Genomic DNA, 15,735 nt, shown 5'->3' on the forward strand with positions numbered 1-15,735 from the left:
TCCGGACACCTGTATGGCGAGGCTCGCATCCGCCTCTGTGGTCAGGGACTGTGGGAGCAAAGCTTGCTCGCGACGCAGGCGACGCTATTCAGAAAGACTTCATCAACTTCATCGCGGGCAAGCCTTGCTCCCACCGGCCTTGCGTCTTCACGTCTTGTTGTCTCAAACCCGGCGACGCAACCGCCACACCACCAGCCCCAATAGCAACAACCCCAGCAAGCCGCTTACTCCCCACACTAGCTCGTCGTCACTGAGCAACGACCTCTCGATGCGCAGGTAGCCCGGGTCCTTGAGCAGTTCGCGCAGGGCCTGGTTGGCTTGTTCCAGGCTCACCGACTGCAAGCGCACGGCCGGGTTGGCGAAGCGGCCGTCTTCATAGTCGCCCAGGGCGCCCCAGTAATAATCGGCCAGGGCGCTGTTGCCTTGAACCGCCCAGGTCTGGTGGGCGATGGCTGCACGTTTGATGCGCATGAAGCTGTCCGGGTCCAGCCCGTCCTTGAGCAACGTCCTGCGCAATTCTTCGAGGGCCTGTTCGGCTTGCGGCAGGTCTTCGCGGGCGAGGTCCGCGTTCAGGCTGAGAAAGCCGACGCCGCCGAACACCTCACGTTCCACCCACGGGCCATAGGACAGGCTGCGGGCCAGGCGCAGCTGGCGATAGAGGGCCCAGTCCAGATAGTTCTTGAGCAGGTCGAAGGTTTCGTCGTGTTGTTCTTCCAGTACCGGCTCCGGGAACAGCCAGTGCAGCTTCGCACCATCGCCCACCAGGCTGCGGATCAGGTTGCGCTTGGTCACGGCGCTGTAGCGGATCTGCGGCAATGCCTCATGGGCGCTGGGCTCGACCGGCTTGAGTTTGCCGTAGGTGCGCTCCAGGTAGGCCGGCAGCAAGCGGTCGAGGTCGCCGACCACGATCAGCGTCATGTTGTTCGGTGCATACCAGGCTTTGCGAACCTGTTCGAGCCGGGCGAGGGTGTGGTGCTCGACCTCGGCCCGCTCCGCGCAGCGCAGGCCCAACTCCACCGCCAACTGGTTGCTGGCCTTGTGTCCCAGGTCCTGGCGGTCGAGCCAGCGTTGCAGGTGGGTGTAGTGGCCGCCGTCCTCGCGCTCGACCACCCGTTTCGCTGCCTCCAGGGCCTTTTCGTCGATGCGGGTACGGGTCAGCACCGCCAGCAGCAGGTCGAGGATCTTGCGCTGGTTGCTCGCCGGTGCCTCGATGACAAACGTGGTATCGGCGTTGTTGGTGAAGGCGTTCCACTCGCCACCCAGCGCCTGCATCCGCTCTTCCAAGGCACCTTCGCCGCCTTCATCGATCCCGCTGAACAGCGCGTGCTCGAGCAGGTGCGGCAGTTCCTTGTCGGCGCAACTGAAGTCATCCAGGCCTACGCCGACCACCAGCCGGATGGCGACGTGTCCGCGTTCGCTACCAGGCTTGAGCAGCAACTGCATACCGTTGGGCAGCGTGTAGCCTTCGACCTGGAACCGGTCGAGGGCCACCACAGGCAGCGAACCGAACAAGAAAAGAGCGAATAACAGACCACGCATAAACGGCTTCCCGGCGACTGACAGTCCAACCCTACTGACTGAACAATGCGCCAGATGTTCAAGGCGAGTGGGTAATGTCGGACATTTCATCCGCCGCCAGGGCACCGATCTCGGCCGTTTCCAGTACCACGTAGGCGCTGCCGCAGAACAGCGAATTGAGACGCCGCATGTCGGCGATCAGGTCCAGGTGCAGGGAACTGGTCTCCAGGCTTTGTACGATTTTGCGCTGCAAGCGGCTGACGTGGGCATGGGCCATTCGTCTTTCCTGGGCGCGAAAGCGCCGTTTCTCACGCAGCAACTGGCGGGCGCTTTCCCGATCGGCACTGAGAAACACTGACAAGCCCAGCCGCAGGTTGGCGATCAAGTGACTGTGCAACCCCGCCAGCTCCTCCAGGCCGACCTCGGAAAAGGACAGGCGTTGCGAGGTCTTCTGCTGCTGCACCTTGCGCAGCATGCGTTCGATGAGGTCGCTGCCGAGCTTCAGGTTGATCGCCAGCTCGATGATTTCTGCCCATCGACGGCTGTCTTGTTCGCTGAGGTCTTCGCGGGGCATCTGGGCCAAGTACAACTTGATGGCGCTACACAGGGCCTCGACATCATCGCCCACGCGCCGCACTTCCTGGGTCAGCGCCGTCTGCTGGCCGCGCAGCACGTCGAGCATGGCTTCGAGCATGTTTTCGATCAGGTCGCCGATGCGCAATGTCTCCCGGGCTGCATTGGCCAGGGCCAGGCTCGGTGTGGCGAGGGCCGTGGGGTCCAGGTGCCGGGGTTTGGCTGTGCCATTGGTTTCCGGACGCTCCGGCAGCAGCCAGGCGCACAGCTTGGCCATCGGCGCGACGCTGGGCAGCAGCACCAGGCAGCGCACGGAATTGTAGAACAGGTGAAAGCCGATGACGGTTTCCTGGGGGCTGAAATCCAGGCCGTCCAGCCACCGTACCAAGGGATCGAGCGCTGGAATGATCAGCAACAATCCGATCAGCTTGTACAGCAGGCTGCCCAGCGCCACCTGACGTCCGGCAGCGTTTTGCATGCTGGTGCTGAGGAACGCCAGCACACCGCTGCCAATGTTGGCGCCGATCACCAGGCCAATGGCTACCGGCAGGCTGATCACGGCTGCGCCGGCCAGTGTGGCGGTCAGCAGCACGGCGGCCAGGCTCGAATAGGAAATCATGGCGAACAGCGCACCCACCAACGCATCGAGCAGGATGTCACCGGTCAGCGAGGCGAAGATCACCTTCACGCCTTGGGCCTGGGTGATGGGCGTAGCCGCTTCGACGATCAATTGCAGCGCGAGAATGATCAGGCCCAGGCCGATGGAGACGCGGCCCATTTGCCCGACGCGGGTCTGTTTGCGCGACAGGAAAAAAATCACCCCGAGGAAAATCAGCAACGGCGACAGCCATGACAGGTCGAGGGTCAGTACCCGGGCCATCAACGCCGTGCCAACGTCGGCGCCGAGCATGGTCGCCAGGGCAGGGGTCAGCGCCATCAGGCCCTGGCCGACAAACGAGGTGACCAGCATGGCCGTGGCGTTGCTGCTCTGGACCATGGCGGTGACCATGATGCCGGCGACAAAGGCCAGCCAGCGCCGAGACATGTTCTGGCCGATGACGTGGCGCAGGTTGGAGCCGTAGACCCGCAGGATGCCGGTACGGACGATGTGCGTGCCCCAGATCAGCAGGGCCACGGCAGAGAGTAGATTCAGCAGGGTCAGCATGAGAGGCCCCCTGTTAGCGTCTCAAAGAGACAAGTTGACGATGCCACATCGTTCTTCTTTGTACTTAAGCTGTAGTTGGCGAACGGTTCGGACGCCAGCATTGCACAGCTAAAGAATTGATTGAAACAAAACTGTCATGAAAAGCACCGCAAACCCTGTGGGAGCGAGCCTGCTCGCGATAGCGGTGTGTCAATCGATACTGTTGTGACTGAAAGGACGCTATCGCGAGCAGGCTCGCTCCCACAGGTCCGGGGTCCAGGGCAACTTTCCAGCGGGCATGAAAAAGGGGCTCCAAGAGCCCCTTCGTTCATTGCTCCGTCCAATTACTGACCCGGAACGTCCTTGCGCAGTTTCACCGGATCCTGCTGCTTGCGCTTGCGTGCAATCGCGGTGCGCATCTTGATGTTGATCGCCTCCACGGCCAGGGAGAAGGCCATGGCGAAGTAGACGTAGCCTTTCGGTACATGGACGTCGAACGACTCAGCGATCAGTACGGTACCGACCACCAGCAGGAACGACAGCGCCAGCATCTTCAGCGACGGATGCTTGTCGATGAACTCACTGATGGTGCCCGAGGCCAGCATCATCACCAGCACGGCCACGATGATCGCCGCCACCATCACCGGCACATGGGAGACCATGCCGACAGCGGTGATGACCGAGTCCAGGGAGAACACGATGTCGATGATCGCGATCTGGATGATGGTGTAGAGGAAGTTGCCACCCTTGCCCGACGGTTGATCGTCGCTTTCATCGTCGCCTTCCAGTGCGTGGTACATCTCCTGGGAGCTTTTCCACAGCAGGAACAGGCCACCGAAGAACAGGATCAGGTCGCGACCGGAGATGCCCTGGCCGAACACTTCGAACAAATCGGCGGTCAGGCGCATGACCCAGGTGATGGACAGCAGCAACAGGATCCGCGTGATCATGGCCAGGGCCAGACCGAAGATCCGGGTACGCGCCTGCATGTGCTTGGGCATGCGGCTGACCAGGATCGAGATCATGATGATGTTATCGATGCCCAGGACGATTTCCAGGGCGGTCAGGGTAAAGAAGGCAACCCAGATTTCCGGGTTGGTCAGCCATTCCATGTGAGTTCCTTTGAACGAGTGTTAGGCCGCGCCGCGCTTCGGGATAACCAGGAGCGCGGCGCCGCGGGTATTGCTTTTATAGAGTGCTGAACAGCGGAAAGATCCCCATCAGCAAGGCGGCGAACATTATGCACAGGCAAACCAGCACTGCCCACTTCAGGGTGAAGCGCTGGTGATCGCCGAACTCGATCCCGGCCAGTGCCACCAACAGGTAAGTGGACGGAACCAGCGGGCTCAACAGGTGGACGGGCTGGCCGACGATCGAGGCACGGGCCATTTCCACCGCCGTGATGCCGTAATGGCTGGCGGCTTCGGCGAGAACCGGTAACACCCCGTAATAAAATGCGTCGTTAGACATGAAGAACGTGAACGGCATGCTCGCCAGCGCGGTAATCACCGCCAGGTACGGGCCGAGGAAGTCCGGGATCACCGCCAGCAGGCTCTTGGACATGGCGTCGACCATGCCGGTGCCGGACAGGATACCGGTGAAGATACCCGCCGCGAAAATCAGCCCGACCACCGCCAGTACGCTGCCAGCGTGTGCCGCAACGCGGTCTTTTTGCTGTTGCAGGCACGGGTAGTTGACGATCATCGCGATACTGAAGGCCACCATGAACAGCACCGGCAGCGGTAACAGGCCGGCGATCAGGGTGCACATCAGGGCCAGGGTCAAGGCACCGTTGAACCAGATCAGCTTCGGACGGCGAGCGTCCGGGAACTGGGACACGCTGATTTCGCTGTGGTCGATTTCATCGTGGGCCAGCTGCAATTCACCCAGGCGCGCACGCTCGCGTTTGCCGTACATGTAGGCAATCGCCAGGATCGCCACCACACCGAACGCCATCGCAGGAATCATCGGTACGAAGATGTCGGACGGATCCACGTGCAACGCACTGGCCGCACGGGCCGTCGGGCCGCCCCAGGGGGTCATGTTCATCACGCCACCGGCGAGGATGATCAGGCCGGCCATGATCCGAGGGCTCATGCCGATGCGGCTGTAGAGCGGCAGCATCGCGGCCACGCAGATCATGTAAGTGGTCGCGCCGTCACCATCGAGGGAAACGACGAGCGCCAGAACGGCGGTACCGACCGAAACTTTCAGCGGGTCACCCTTGACCAGCTTGAGGATCTTGCGCACGGCCGGGTCGAACAGGCCGGAGTCGATCATCAGGGCAAAATAGAGAATCGCGAACATCAGCATCACCCCGGTCGGGGCGAGCTTGGTGATGCCTTCGAGCATCATCGGGCCGATCTTCGGCGCAAAACCACCGAACAGGGCGAACAGGATCGGGATGATGATCAGGGCGATCAGCGCGGACAGGCGCTTGGTCATGATCAGGAACATGAACGTGATGACCATGGCGAAGCCAAGGAAAGTCAGCATGGGAAATACTCCAGGCGTGGCGCGGCGAGGTTAAGGCGAACCGGACGGGTCAGCGCAGAACGTGAGTCACGAGGCGGACAGATGGAGTGGGTGCAGCAGGACGGGTAGCAGCGGACATCAGAATCACCATTGTTGTTGTTAAAACGGCCAAACGGGTCGTGGAGATCCGTTTCTGGCCACCGGTCTTTTGCCGGTAGTGAGGCGATCCTAATCGCGCAAGCTTTCAGCCAGCTTTCGCCGCAGGCAATGGTTTTTTCCGCTGGTCGGAGTCTGTGGGAGCAAGGCTGTCGGAACAAGGCAGTGGAGCAAGGCTGTGGGAGCAAGGCTTGCCCGCGATGAAGCTGACGCGGTGGTCCTGCATATCGAGTGCCCCTTGTCGCGAGCAAGCTTTGCTCCCACAGGTCGCTCTGTCTCAGTACATTTCAGAACACCGAAAGATCCAACGGTCGCATCGCCCCCATCCAGATCGCATGGTCGGTGTGGTCCGCCAGCTCATCGCCGGTGTTCGGGTGCAGAAAGATCACCAGCCCTTTGCGATAGAGCGCCAGCCACGGTAGTACCACCCCGATGTACTGCGGATCGAACGACAGCTGACAACTCCAGTCCAGATGGGGCCCGACCGGGCGCTCGTGAACGCGGCCCATTTTCAGCGGAAACAGGCGCGACGCTTCCTCACACAGTGCCCGCGCCTGGTCGATGGTGCTGGCATCGAAATAAACATGGGCGTGGTAGCCCTTGATCCGTTGCATTGTCACTCCTTGCGAACCCTCGCCGTTTCCCGCAGGTCAGAGGCTTATACGCGGTAAAAAAGGGAAAAACAGCCATGAAAAACGCCGAAACCCCGGTGATCAAAGTGGTGCTCTATGGTGCCATGAGCAGCCTCGGCAGTGCGTTGATGGCTGAAATGCTGCGACGCCAGCATGAAGTCATTGCCGTTCTCGATGATCTCACGGCCCTGGCGCCGCGTCCGGGCCTGCGGACCAAGACCGGCGATCTCTATGACCCCGAACGGGTCAAGCAAAGCGTGGCCGGCACCGATGCAGTGATCTGCCTACTTAACGCGCCGGGATTGCCGATGAACAGCGAGCACGTGGAACGCACGCTGATTCCGGGTCCGGTGGAACAGGTCCTGGCGGTGGATGCGCTGATTGTCGGCATGCAGGCGGTGAACATTCCCCGGCTGTTTCTGGTGGGGGACTTCGCCGTGCTCGACGAAGACGAGGGCGAAGATGACTTGCAGCGGCATGCCGCCGAGGAAATCCTCGATGCCCTGCGCAACAGTTCATTGCGGTGGACCCTGGTCAATGCGCCCTATGCTGCCGCTGGGTTGAGTATCGAGCATTTCACCCAGGTCAGTACCAGCCTGGAGCCGGGTATGGCCGAGTCCCTGGAACGGCTCAACCGGGTGGCCGTCGGCATTGCCGATGAGCTGAGCTTGAATCTGCATGTGGGCCAGCATGTCAGCTTCGTAGCCGCCACCTGACGACCGTGCAAAACCTGTGGTGAGGATTGCTGTTTGTGGCGAGGGGATAAATCCCCTCGCCACAGGGTTTTTCTTTGATCATGAAAGTGCCTTCACCCGCACATCTCAAACAGCAATGGACGGCAACGGCAACCCCGTGAGCGACTCGCCGCTGGTGGCCTGTTCTTCCATCAGCCAGTCCACAAACTGCCGGATCAATGCCCCACGCCGTTTACGCTGGGGCAGGACCACGTAATACCCCAGGCGCGACAGCACCGTCTCGGCGATGGGACGACACAACAGGCCTTGGGCCAATAAGTTATCCACAAGGTGGCGCCAGCCGATGGCAACACCTTGGCCACCAATCGCCGCCTGGATCAGCAAGGTGTAATTGTCGAAACGCAATTGCCCCGGCGCTGGCGGCGAGGTGATGCCCAGTTCGCGGAACACGCCATTCCAGTCGAACCAGTGACTGCTGTTGCCGCCGCGCAGGTGCAACAGTGGAAACTCCAACAAGGCCTGGGCCGGCAGAGGCAGGGGACGCTCCTTGAGCAGCAACGGGCTGCACACTGGAAAAACTTCTTCACTGAACAGCCAGCGACTTTCGCCCTGTTTGAAGCGACCGTCGCCGAACAGCACGGCAACGTCGATGTCGGTGCGCAACATGTTGTGGTTCCGCTCGCTGGTCACCAGGCTGACGTCCACCTGCGGGTTGGCAGCGTGAAAACGATGCAGTCGCGGCATCAGCCAGTAGGCGGCGAAGGCGAAGTCGGTGGCGACCTGCAACACCTCGTGCTGATGTTGAGCGGTGATCGCGCTCAATCCTGCGTCGATGTTCTGTAAACCGGCCTGTACTTGTTCGAACAACGTCGTCCCGGCCTCGGTCAATTCGATGCCACGGTAAATGCGATCGAACAACCGCGTGCCGAGCTGTTCCTCCAGGCGTTTGATCTGCTGGCTGATGGCCGGCTGTGTGGTGCCCAGCTCAATCGCCGCCGCCGTAAAGCTTCGTTGCCTGGCCGCAGCTTCAAAGGCCCGGAACAGATCCAGGGACAGGTCACCCAAGGCGTCATACATAAGCTGTGCTTATCCTAGTCATTATCCTGCATGGGCTTTACCCTAATAGGTTGGGGGAACATGCTCAATCGCAGCAATTTCGCATAACCGCTCACTATGGAATGCCGCGATTACATGAAGCGCAAGAACATTCTTTTCATCATGGCCGATCAGATGGCCGCGCCAATGTTGCCGATCTACGGTCCTTCGCCCATCAAGCTGCCGAATCTGTCGCGCCTGGCCGAGCAAGGCGTGGTGTTCGACGCTGCTTATTGCAACAGTCCGCTGTGCGCGCCGTCGCGTTTTACCCTGGTGAGCGGCCAGTTGCCCAGCAAGATCGGCGCCTATGACAACGCTGCGGATTTTCCGGCCGACGTCCCGACGTATGCCCATTACCTGCGGCGCCTCGGCTACCGCACGGCGTTGTCCGGCAAGATGCACTTCTGCGGGCCGGACCAGTTGCACGGCTACGAAGAGCGCCTGACCAGTGACATTTACCCGGCCGATTACGGCTGGGCCGTGAACTGGGATGAGCCGGATGTGCGGCCGAGCTGGTACCACAACATGTCTTCGGTGTTGCAGGCCGGGCCGTGCGTGCGCACCAACCAGTTGGATTTCGACGAAGAAGTGGTGTTCAAGGCGCAGCAGTACCTGTTCGACCACATCCGTGAAGACGGCGACCAACCGTTCTGCCTGACCGTATCGATGACTCACCCACACGACCCGTACACCATTCCCAAGGCTTTCTGGGATTTGTATGACGACAACGACATCCCGCTGCCGCAAACCCCGGCGCAAACCGATCTCGATCCCCACTCCCAGCGATTGCTGAAGGTCTATGACCTGTGGGACAAGCCGTTGCCTGTGGATAAGATTCGCGACGCGCGCCGTGCCTATTTCGGCGCTTGCAGCTACATCGACAGCAATGTGGGCAAGCTGCTGCAAACCCTTGAGGACACCGGCTTGATGGACGACACGATCATCGTGTTCTCCGGCGATCATGGCGATATGCTCGGCGAAAAAGGGCTCTGGTACAAAATGCACTGGTTCGAGATGTCCGCGCGGGTGCCGCTGCTGGTCAGTGCTCCGGGTCAATTCGCCAGTGGCCGGGTCAGCGCCGCGGTGTCCACCGCCGACTTGTTGCCCACCCTGGTGGAACTGGCCGGCGGTACGCTGGAGCCTGGCTTGCCGCTGGACGGTCGTTCGTTGGTGCCGCACCTGCAAGGGCAGGGCGGGCACGACGAGGTCTTTGGTGAATACATGGCCGAAGGCACCATCAGCCCGTTGATGATGATCCGCCGCGGCCAGTGGAAATTCATCTACAGCGAAGATGATCCGTGCCTGTTGTTCGATGTCCGTAACGACCCCAAGGAATTGGAAGATCTCAGCCAGTCACCGGAGCATCAAGCCCTGTTCGCCGAATTTCTCGCCGAAGCCAGGGCCAAGTGGGACATCCCAACCATTCATCGACAGGTGCTCGCCAGCCAGCGACGCCGTCGTTTCGTCGCCCAGGCGCTGACCCTGGGCAAACTCAAGAGCTGGGATCACCAGCCGCTGGTGGATGCCAGTCAGCAATACATGCGCAATCACATCGACCTCGACGATCTGGAGCGCAAGGCCCGTTATCCACAACCCTGCCAAAATCAATAACGAACGTAAGGGGAAGCACATGCAAAAGTTATCCACAGTACTGGCCGCTGGGCTGTTGGTGTTGAGCAGTGCCTCGGCGTGGGCCGAGCAGAGCTGCGAGACGGTCAAGATGGCTGACCCGGGTTGGAGCGATATCGCGGCGACCAATGCCATCACCGGTTTTCTGTTGGAAGGCATGGGCTACAAGCCCAAGGTCGACACCCTCGCGGTGCCGATCACGTTTGGCGGCCTCAAGGATGGCCAGGTCGATGTATTCCTGGGCAACTGGATGCCGGCGCAGCAAGGGTTCTATGACAAATTCGTGGCGAACGGGGATGTCACGCAACTGGCCAAGAACCTGGACGGCACCGAATTCACCCTGGCCGTCCCGGACTACGTCTGGGATGCCGGTGTGCATAACTTTGCCGACCTGAACAAATTCGCTGACAAGTTCGAGAAGAAAATCTACGGCATCGGTTCCGGCGCCCCGGCGAACCTTTCCTTGAAAGAAATCATCAAGACCAACGACTTCGGCATGGGCGATTGGAAACTGGTGGAGTCCAGCGAGCAGGCGATGCTGGCGGAAGTGTCCCGGGCCGTGAAGAAGCAGAAGTTCGTGACCTTCCTCGGCTGGACGCCGCACCCGATGAACGTGCAGCTGAAAATGCATTACCTCAAGGGCGGCGAGAAGTACTTCGGCGATACGGGCAGCGTCTATACCCTGACCCGCAAAGGTTATGCACAGGCCTGCCCGAACGTGGGCAAGCTGTTGACCAACCTGAGCTTCACCCAGGAAATGGAAAACAGCATCATGGCCGAGGTGGTGAACAACAAGGTCACCAACGCCGAGGCGGCCAAGGCCTGGATCAAGGCCAACCCGGCGGTGTTGGACAAATGGTTGGATGGCGTGAAGACGGCGGATGGGCAAGAGGCGTTGGCTGCGGTGAAGGCCAAGCTCTGATGACCCGTGTGCTCCGGATAAGCCCTCAGAAGGTGATCCGGAGCACTTTTGTGGCGAGGGGATTTATCCCCGCTGGGCCGCGAAGCGGCCCTAATGTGTCGACTCGGTGTGTCAGATCATTTGGGTTCAGCTGTTTGGGGCCGCTCCGCGACCCCGCGGGGATAAATCCCCTCGCCACAGGGAGAACGGTGCCTGGTCCTGATACTCTTGTTCTCAACCCCCATCCTTGAGGCCCCATGGCAATCCCCACCCGTCATTCACTGTTCCCCTTCCTGAGCTGGCTGCCCCGGCAGACCCGGGCCAGTGTCGGCCGTGACCTGATCGTGGGTTTGAGCGGCGCGATCCTGGCGTTGCCGCAGTCCATCGCCTACGCCCTGATTGCCGGTTTGCCCCCTGAGTACGGCTTGTACGCCGCGATCGTGCCGGTGCTGATTGCCTGCCTGTGGGGTTCGTCTTGGCATTTGATCTGCGGCCCTACGGCGGCGATCTCCATTGTTCTGTACGCCAGTGTCAGTCCCTTGGCCGTGCCCGCGACCCAGGACTACATCACCCTGATTCTGTTGCTGACGGTGCTGGCGGGCATCTTCCAATGGCTGTTGGGCCTGCTACGTTTTGGTGCCTTGGTGAACTTCGTCTCGCACTCGGTGGTGCTCGGTTTCACCCTGGGAGCGGCGGTGGTGATCGCACTGGGGCAGTTGCCGAACCTGATGGGGCTCGATCTGCCGAACGAGGCCACGGCCTTGAAGGGCGTGCTGATGTTGCTCAGTCATCTCGGGGCTGTGGATAAGCCGTCGTTGCTGTTGGGTTTGGGGACGCTGGCCCTGGGTGTGCTACTCAAGCGGCTGTTGCCGCGCTGGCCGAGCCTGTTGATAACGTTGGTCATCAGTAGCCTGGTGGTCTGGTTGTGGCCGGCCATGTTCGGGCATGTGGCGCTGGTCAGCGCCTTTGCCGGGCGCCTGCCGCCGTTCACTGCGCTGCCACTGGACCTCGACCTGATCCTGCGCCTGCTCCCCGGTGCCGTTGCGGTGGGCATGCTCGGGCTGGTCACCAGTCTGTCCATTGCTCGTTCGTTATCGGTGCGCTCCGGGCAATTGCTCGACGCCAACCAGGAGGTCAGGGCGCAGGGGCTTTCCAACATCGTGGGCGGATTTTTCTCCGGCTCCCTGTCAGCCGGTTCTTTTACCCGTTCCGGCCTCAGCTACGACGCGGGGGCCTGTTCCCCCCTGGCCGGGGTGTTCTCGGCATTGTGGGTGGCCTTGTTTGCGGTCGCCGGTGCGAAACTGATCTCGCACATCCCGATTCCGGCGATGGCCGGCAGTATTCTGCTGATCGCCTGGGGGCTGGTGGACCACCGCGGCATCCGGGCGTTGTACCGGGTGAGCCGGGCGGAATTCGTGGTGATGAGCCTGACGTGCCTGGCCACGTTGCTGCTGGAGCTGCAGACGGCCATCTACGCCGGTGTGCTGGCGTCGCTGTTTTTCTACCTCAAGCGCACGTCACAGCCGCGGGTGCACCATGCCCACGAAGGCGAGGCGGATGTGCTGCGGGTCGGCGGTTCGATCTTCTTCGGCGCCAGTCATTATCTGCAGGTGCGCCTGCAACGCTTGCAAGGGCAACGGGTGGTGATCGATGCCCAGCAAATCAACTTCATCGATTACTCAGGGGTGGAAATGTTGCACCAGGAAGCCCGCCGCCTCGGTGCCCAAGGGCGCAGCCTGACCTTGCGCAAGGCCCGGCCCCATGTAGTGGAGGAGTTGAAGAAGCTGGAAGGGCCGGAGAGGTGCCCGATTCACTTTGAGGATTGATACGGTCAGCACTGTGGGAGCAAAGCTTGCTCGCGATGAAAGCGACCCGGTCTGTTGGAAACCGAGGTGCCTGTCTCGCGAGCAAGCTTTGCTCCCACAGGGGTTACAGCGCCAGCTGTCGGCGCAACTCGGCCAGCACCGGCGCGGTGTCCGGGCGCACGCCGCGCCACAGGTAGAACGCTTCGCCCGCCTGTTCCGCCAGCATGCCCAGGCCGTCCATCGCCACCGCGGCGCCCTGTTCGTTGGCCCAGCGGCAGAACGAAGTAGGCTCCTTGCCGTACATCATGTCGTAGCAAACGGTCTTGCCGGGTTCGATCAGGCTGCCTGCAATCGGCGGTACATCCCCTGACAGGCTCGCGGACGTGGCGTTGATGATCAGGTCCACCGGCTCGCGCAGCCAATCGAAACCACTGGCCGAGACCGGGCCCAGGTCCGCGAACAACTCGGCCAGCAATTCGGCTTTTTCCACGGTACGGTTGGCGATGATCACCGAAGCCGGTGCCTCGGCCAGCAGCGGCTCCAGGGCGCCGCGTACCGCGCCTCCGGCCCCCAGCACCAGGATGCGTTTGCCCTTGAGGCTGAAACCGGCATTGACGGTCAGGTCCCGCACCAGCCCGGCGCCGTCGGTGTTGTCGCCCAACAGACGACCATCGGCCAACTTGCTCAGGGTATTGACCGCCCCGGCCCGCTGCGCCCGCTCGGTCAGGCTGTCAGCCAGTCGGAAAGCGTCTTCCTTGAACGGTACGGTGACATTCGCCCCACGTCCCTCGCGGAAAAATTCCCGCGCGCAACCGGCGAAATCATCCAGGGGTGCCAGAAGGGTGCTGTAGTCCAGTGTTTGCCCGGTCTGTTCGGCAAACAGGCGATGGATCAACGGCGACTTGCTGTGGCCGATGGGGTTACCCATTACAACGTAGCGGTCCATGGTCATCGGGTCAGTCTCCGTTCAGGCCTGCGCCAGCCAATCGCGATCCTGCAGGAAATACTCGGTCAGGCGCGCTTCTTCGCTGCCCGGCTCGGCTTTCCAGTCGTAACCCCAGCGTACCTGCGGCGGCAGGGACATCAGGATCGACTCGGTCCGTCCGCCCGATTGCAGCCCGAACAGGGTGCCGCGGTCGTAGACCAGGTTGAATTCCACGTAGCGCCCGCGACGGAATTCCTGGAACTCCCGTTGCTTCGCGGTGAACGGCTCGTGTTTGCGCCGCCGCACAATGGGCAGGTAGGCCTCGATGTAGGCATCGCCGATTGCTCGGATAAAGGCGAAGCAGGTGTCGAATCCCCACTCGTTCAGGTCATCGAAAAACAGGCCGCCGATACCCCGGGGTTCGTTCCGATGCTTGAGGTGGAAATAGCTGTCGCACCAGGCCTTGTAGCGCGGATACACCTCTGGGCCGAACGGGGCACAGGCCTGTTCGGCCACGCGGTGCCAGTGCACGCAGTCTTCGGCGACGCCGTAGTACGGCGTCAGGTCGAAGCCACCGCCGAACCACCAGACCGGTTCTTCGCCTTCTTTTTCCGCGCTGAAGAAGCGCACGTTGGCGTGGGAGGTCGGAACGTGGGGGTTGTGCGGATGGATCACCAGCGACACGCCCAGGGCTTCGAAGCCGCGTCCGGCCAGCTCCGGCCGATGGGCGCTGGCCGACGGTGGGAGACCGCTGCCGAAGACGTGGGAAAAATTGACACCGCCCTTTTCAATGACCGTACCGTTCTCCAGCACCCGGGTGCGACCGCCACCGCCGGCAGGCCGGGTCCAGGCGTCTTCGACGAAGCGAGTGCCGCCGTCCTCGGCTTCCAGTGCAGCGCAGATGCGGTCTTGCAGGTCGAGCAGATAGGCTTTCACGGCCTCGGTGCGAGTGGTCATGACACCCCCTTTGATCAGGACTGGGCTACGCGGCGTACAGCGGGCCGGTGGCCAATGGGCGCACAGGATACCACCGCACTTGCCCACGCCACAGTTGACGAAGGTCAAGCTTAGGAGTCCGATGTCAGGCTTGGTAAAAAGTCCTGCGACAAGGAGAAAGTGAAGATGGCCAAACGTATCCAGTTCAGTTCCCACGGCGGCCCCGAAGTGCTTGAGTACGTGGATTACCAACCTGCCGAACCAGGCCCGCAGCAGGTGCGCGTGAGCAACCGGGCCATCGGCCTGAATTTCATCGACACCTATTACCGCAGTGGTCTTTATCCTCCGCCGGCCCTGCCTTCGGGCCTGGGCGCCGAGGGTGCGGGCGTGGTCGAGGCGGTCGGCTCAGGCGTCACCCGGTTCAAAGTGGGCGATCGGGTGGCCTATGGCAGCGGCCCGCTGGGGGCCTACAGCGATGTGCATGTGTTGCCCGAGGCCAACCTGGTGCACCTGCCTGAGTCCATCAGTTTCGAACAGGCTGCCGGCGTCATGCTCAAGGGCCTGACGGTGCAGTATCTGCTGCGCCAGACCTATGAGCTCAAGGGTGGCGAAACCATCCTGTTCCATGCCGCTGCCGGTGGCGTCGGCTCCCTGGCCTGCCAATGGGCCAAGGCTTTGGGCGTGAAGCTGATCGGTACCGTGAGCTCGGCGGAAAAAGCGGCCGTCGCCAAAGCCCATGGCGCCTGGGAAACCATCGATTACAGCAAGGAAAACGTCGCACAGCGGGTGCTGGAATTGACTGACGGCAAGAAAGTACCGGTGGTGTACGACGGGGTTGGCAAGGACACCTGGCTGACCTCGCTCGATTGCGTCGCGCCCCGTGGCCTGCTGGTGAGCTTCGGCAATGCCTCGGGAGCGGTGGACGGGGTGAACCTGGGGATTCTGTCGGCGAAAGGCTCGCTGTACGTAACCCGGCCGACCCTGGCGACTTACGCCAACAACGCCGAAAACCTGCAACGCATGGCCGACGAACTGTTCGGGATGATCAGCAGCGGCAAGCTTACGGTGGATATCAATCAGCGTTATCCATTGGCGGAAGCGGCCAAGGCCCAGGCCGAATTGTCGGCGCGGCGCACGACGGGCTCGACGATCCTGCTGCCTTGAGCCTGCGCTAAACCCTGTGGGAGCGAGCCTGCTCGCGATGGCGGTGCATCAGCCAACACCATTTGTCTGGCCCGACGCTATCGCGTG

General features: G+C 61.6%; 13 protein-coding genes. 5 read left to right on the forward strand and 8 right to left on the reverse strand.

From position 1 onward, the window contains the following. Positions 1 to 162: 162 nt before the first annotated feature. The 5 genes from ACODTO_RS26315 to ACODTO_RS26335 form a co-directional block, all read right to left on the reverse strand. On the reverse strand, positions 163 to 1,539 hold the full coding sequence (locus ACODTO_RS26315; protein WP_139641485.1) for a M16 family metallopeptidase: 1,377 nt from the start codon (positions 1,537 to 1,539) through the stop codon (positions 163 to 165). 58 nt (positions 1,540 to 1,597) lie between these two features. Further along, positions 1,598 to 3,256 carry a Na/Pi cotransporter family protein gene (locus ACODTO_RS26320; protein ID WP_139641487.1) on the reverse strand — a complete coding sequence of 553 codons (1,659 nt, stop codon included), beginning with the start codon at positions 3,254 to 3,256 and terminating at the stop codon, positions 1,598 to 1,600. A gap of 323 nt (positions 3,257 to 3,579) precedes the next feature. After that, on the reverse strand, positions 3,580 to 4,347 hold the full coding sequence (locus tag ACODTO_RS26325) for a TerC family protein (RefSeq protein ID WP_024778426.1): 768 nt from the start codon (positions 4,345 to 4,347) through the stop codon (positions 3,580 to 3,582). Positions 4,348 to 4,423: 76 nt separating this feature from the next. Next, on the reverse strand, positions 4,424 to 5,731 hold the full coding sequence (locus tag ACODTO_RS26330; protein WP_041023168.1) for a CitMHS family transporter: 1,308 nt from the start codon (positions 5,729 to 5,731) through the stop codon (positions 4,424 to 4,426). Positions 5,732 to 6,153: 422 nt separating this feature from the next. Further along, entirely contained in the window at positions 6,154 to 6,480 is a 327-nt protein-coding gene (locus ACODTO_RS26335; protein WP_489107283.1) for a DOPA 4,5-dioxygenase family protein, read from the reverse strand. Positions 6,481 to 6,554: 74 nt separating this feature from the next. Between ACODTO_RS26335 and ACODTO_RS26340 the strand changes: the two genes are divergently transcribed. Beyond that, positions 6,555 to 7,214, forward strand: coding sequence for an NAD(P)-dependent oxidoreductase (locus tag ACODTO_RS26340; protein ID WP_489107284.1), 660 nt, complete (start codon positions 6,555 to 6,557; stop codon positions 7,212 to 7,214). Between the two features lie 105 nt (positions 7,215 to 7,319). On the opposite strand, the gene ACODTO_RS26345 is transcribed toward ACODTO_RS26340, so the two are convergent. Further along, positions 7,320 to 8,270, reverse strand: coding sequence for a choline sulfate utilization transcriptional regulator (locus ACODTO_RS26345; RefSeq protein ID WP_139641493.1), 951 nt, complete (start codon positions 8,268 to 8,270; stop codon positions 7,320 to 7,322). A gap of 114 nt (positions 8,271 to 8,384) precedes the next feature. Between ACODTO_RS26345 and betC the strand changes: the two genes are divergently transcribed. From betC to ACODTO_RS26360, 3 genes are all read left to right on the forward strand, one after another. Then, positions 8,385 to 9,899: a choline-sulfatase gene (betC, locus tag ACODTO_RS26350; protein ID WP_139641495.1), complete on the forward strand. Its 1,515-nt coding sequence runs from the start codon at positions 8,385 to 8,387 to the stop codon at positions 9,897 to 9,899. Between the two features lie 19 nt (positions 9,900 to 9,918). Continuing rightward, positions 9,919 to 10,839, forward strand: a complete 921-nt coding sequence (choX, locus tag ACODTO_RS26355; RefSeq protein ID WP_139641498.1) for a choline ABC transporter substrate-binding protein — start codon at positions 9,919 to 9,921, stop codon at positions 10,837 to 10,839. Positions 10,840 to 11,075: 236 nt separating this feature from the next. Beyond that, positions 11,076 to 12,644, forward strand: coding sequence for a SulP family inorganic anion transporter (locus ACODTO_RS26360; RefSeq protein ID WP_139641500.1), 1,569 nt, complete (start codon positions 11,076 to 11,078; stop codon positions 12,642 to 12,644). A 103-nt stretch (positions 12,645 to 12,747) separates the two neighbouring features. Here ACODTO_RS26360 and aroE read toward each other — a convergent pair whose 3' ends face one another. Continuing rightward, on the reverse strand, positions 12,748 to 13,569 hold the full coding sequence (gene aroE, locus ACODTO_RS26365) for a shikimate dehydrogenase (RefSeq protein WP_489107285.1): 822 nt from the start codon (positions 13,567 to 13,569) through the stop codon (positions 12,748 to 12,750). A gap of 21 nt (positions 13,570 to 13,590) precedes the next feature. Then, complete coding sequence (gene hemF, locus ACODTO_RS26370; RefSeq protein ID WP_024778435.1) at positions 13,591 to 14,505, reverse strand: oxygen-dependent coproporphyrinogen oxidase; 915 nt, start codon at positions 14,503 to 14,505, stop codon at positions 13,591 to 13,593. A gap of 165 nt (positions 14,506 to 14,670) precedes the next feature. Here hemF and ACODTO_RS26375 point away from each other — a divergent pair, with 165 nt between their 5' ends. Continuing rightward, positions 14,671 to 15,648: an NADPH:quinone reductase gene (locus tag ACODTO_RS26375; protein WP_175362240.1), complete on the forward strand. Its 978-nt coding sequence runs from the start codon at positions 14,671 to 14,673 to the stop codon at positions 15,646 to 15,648. The last annotated feature ends 87 nt before the right edge of the window (positions 15,649 to 15,735 follow it).

Source organism: Pseudomonas sp. FG13, from assembly GCF_057809755.1.

Excerpts from the sequence above, each read along its gene's own strand:
- ACODTO_RS26375 (WP_175362240.1), top strand. The coding sequence starts at position 14,671 with ATGGCCAAACGTATCCAGTTCAGTTCCCACGGCGGCCCCGAAGTGCTT.
- ACODTO_RS26340 (WP_489107284.1), top strand. The coding sequence starts at position 6,555 with ATGAAAAACGCCGAAACCCCGGTGATCAAAGTGGTGCTCTATGGTGCC.
- ACODTO_RS26330 (WP_041023168.1), bottom strand. The coding sequence starts at position 5,731 with ATGCTGACTTTCCTTGGCTTCGCCATGGTCATCACGTTCATGTTCCTG.
- ACODTO_RS26335 (WP_489107283.1), bottom strand. The coding sequence starts at position 6,480 with ATGCAACGGATCAAGGGCTACCACGCCCATGTTTATTTCGATGCCAGC.
- ACODTO_RS26320 (WP_139641487.1), bottom strand. The coding sequence starts at position 3,256 with ATGCTGACCCTGCTGAATCTACTCTCTGCCGTGGCCCTGCTGATCTGG.
- ACODTO_RS26315 (WP_139641485.1), bottom strand. The coding sequence starts at position 1,539 with ATGCGTGGTCTGTTATTCGCTCTTTTCTTGTTCGGTTCGCTGCCTGTG.
- ACODTO_RS26345 (WP_139641493.1), bottom strand. The coding sequence starts at position 8,270 with ATGTATGACGCCTTGGGTGACCTGTCCCTGGATCTGTTCCGGGCCTTT.
- choX (WP_139641498.1), top strand. The coding sequence starts at position 9,919 with ATGCAAAAGTTATCCACAGTACTGGCCGCTGGGCTGTTGGTGTTGAGC.
- ACODTO_RS26325 (WP_024778426.1), bottom strand. The coding sequence starts at position 4,347 with ATGGAATGGCTGACCAACCCGGAAATCTGGGTTGCCTTCTTTACCCTG.
- betC (WP_139641495.1), top strand. The coding sequence starts at position 8,385 with ATGAAGCGCAAGAACATTCTTTTCATCATGGCCGATCAGATGGCCGCG.
- aroE (WP_489107285.1), bottom strand. The coding sequence starts at position 13,569 with ATGGACCGCTACGTTGTAATGGGTAACCCCATCGGCCACAGCAAGTCG.
- ACODTO_RS26360 (WP_139641500.1), top strand. The coding sequence starts at position 11,076 with ATGGCAATCCCCACCCGTCATTCACTGTTCCCCTTCCTGAGCTGGCTG.
- hemF (WP_024778435.1), bottom strand. The coding sequence starts at position 14,505 with ATGACCACTCGCACCGAGGCCGTGAAAGCCTATCTGCTCGACCTGCAA.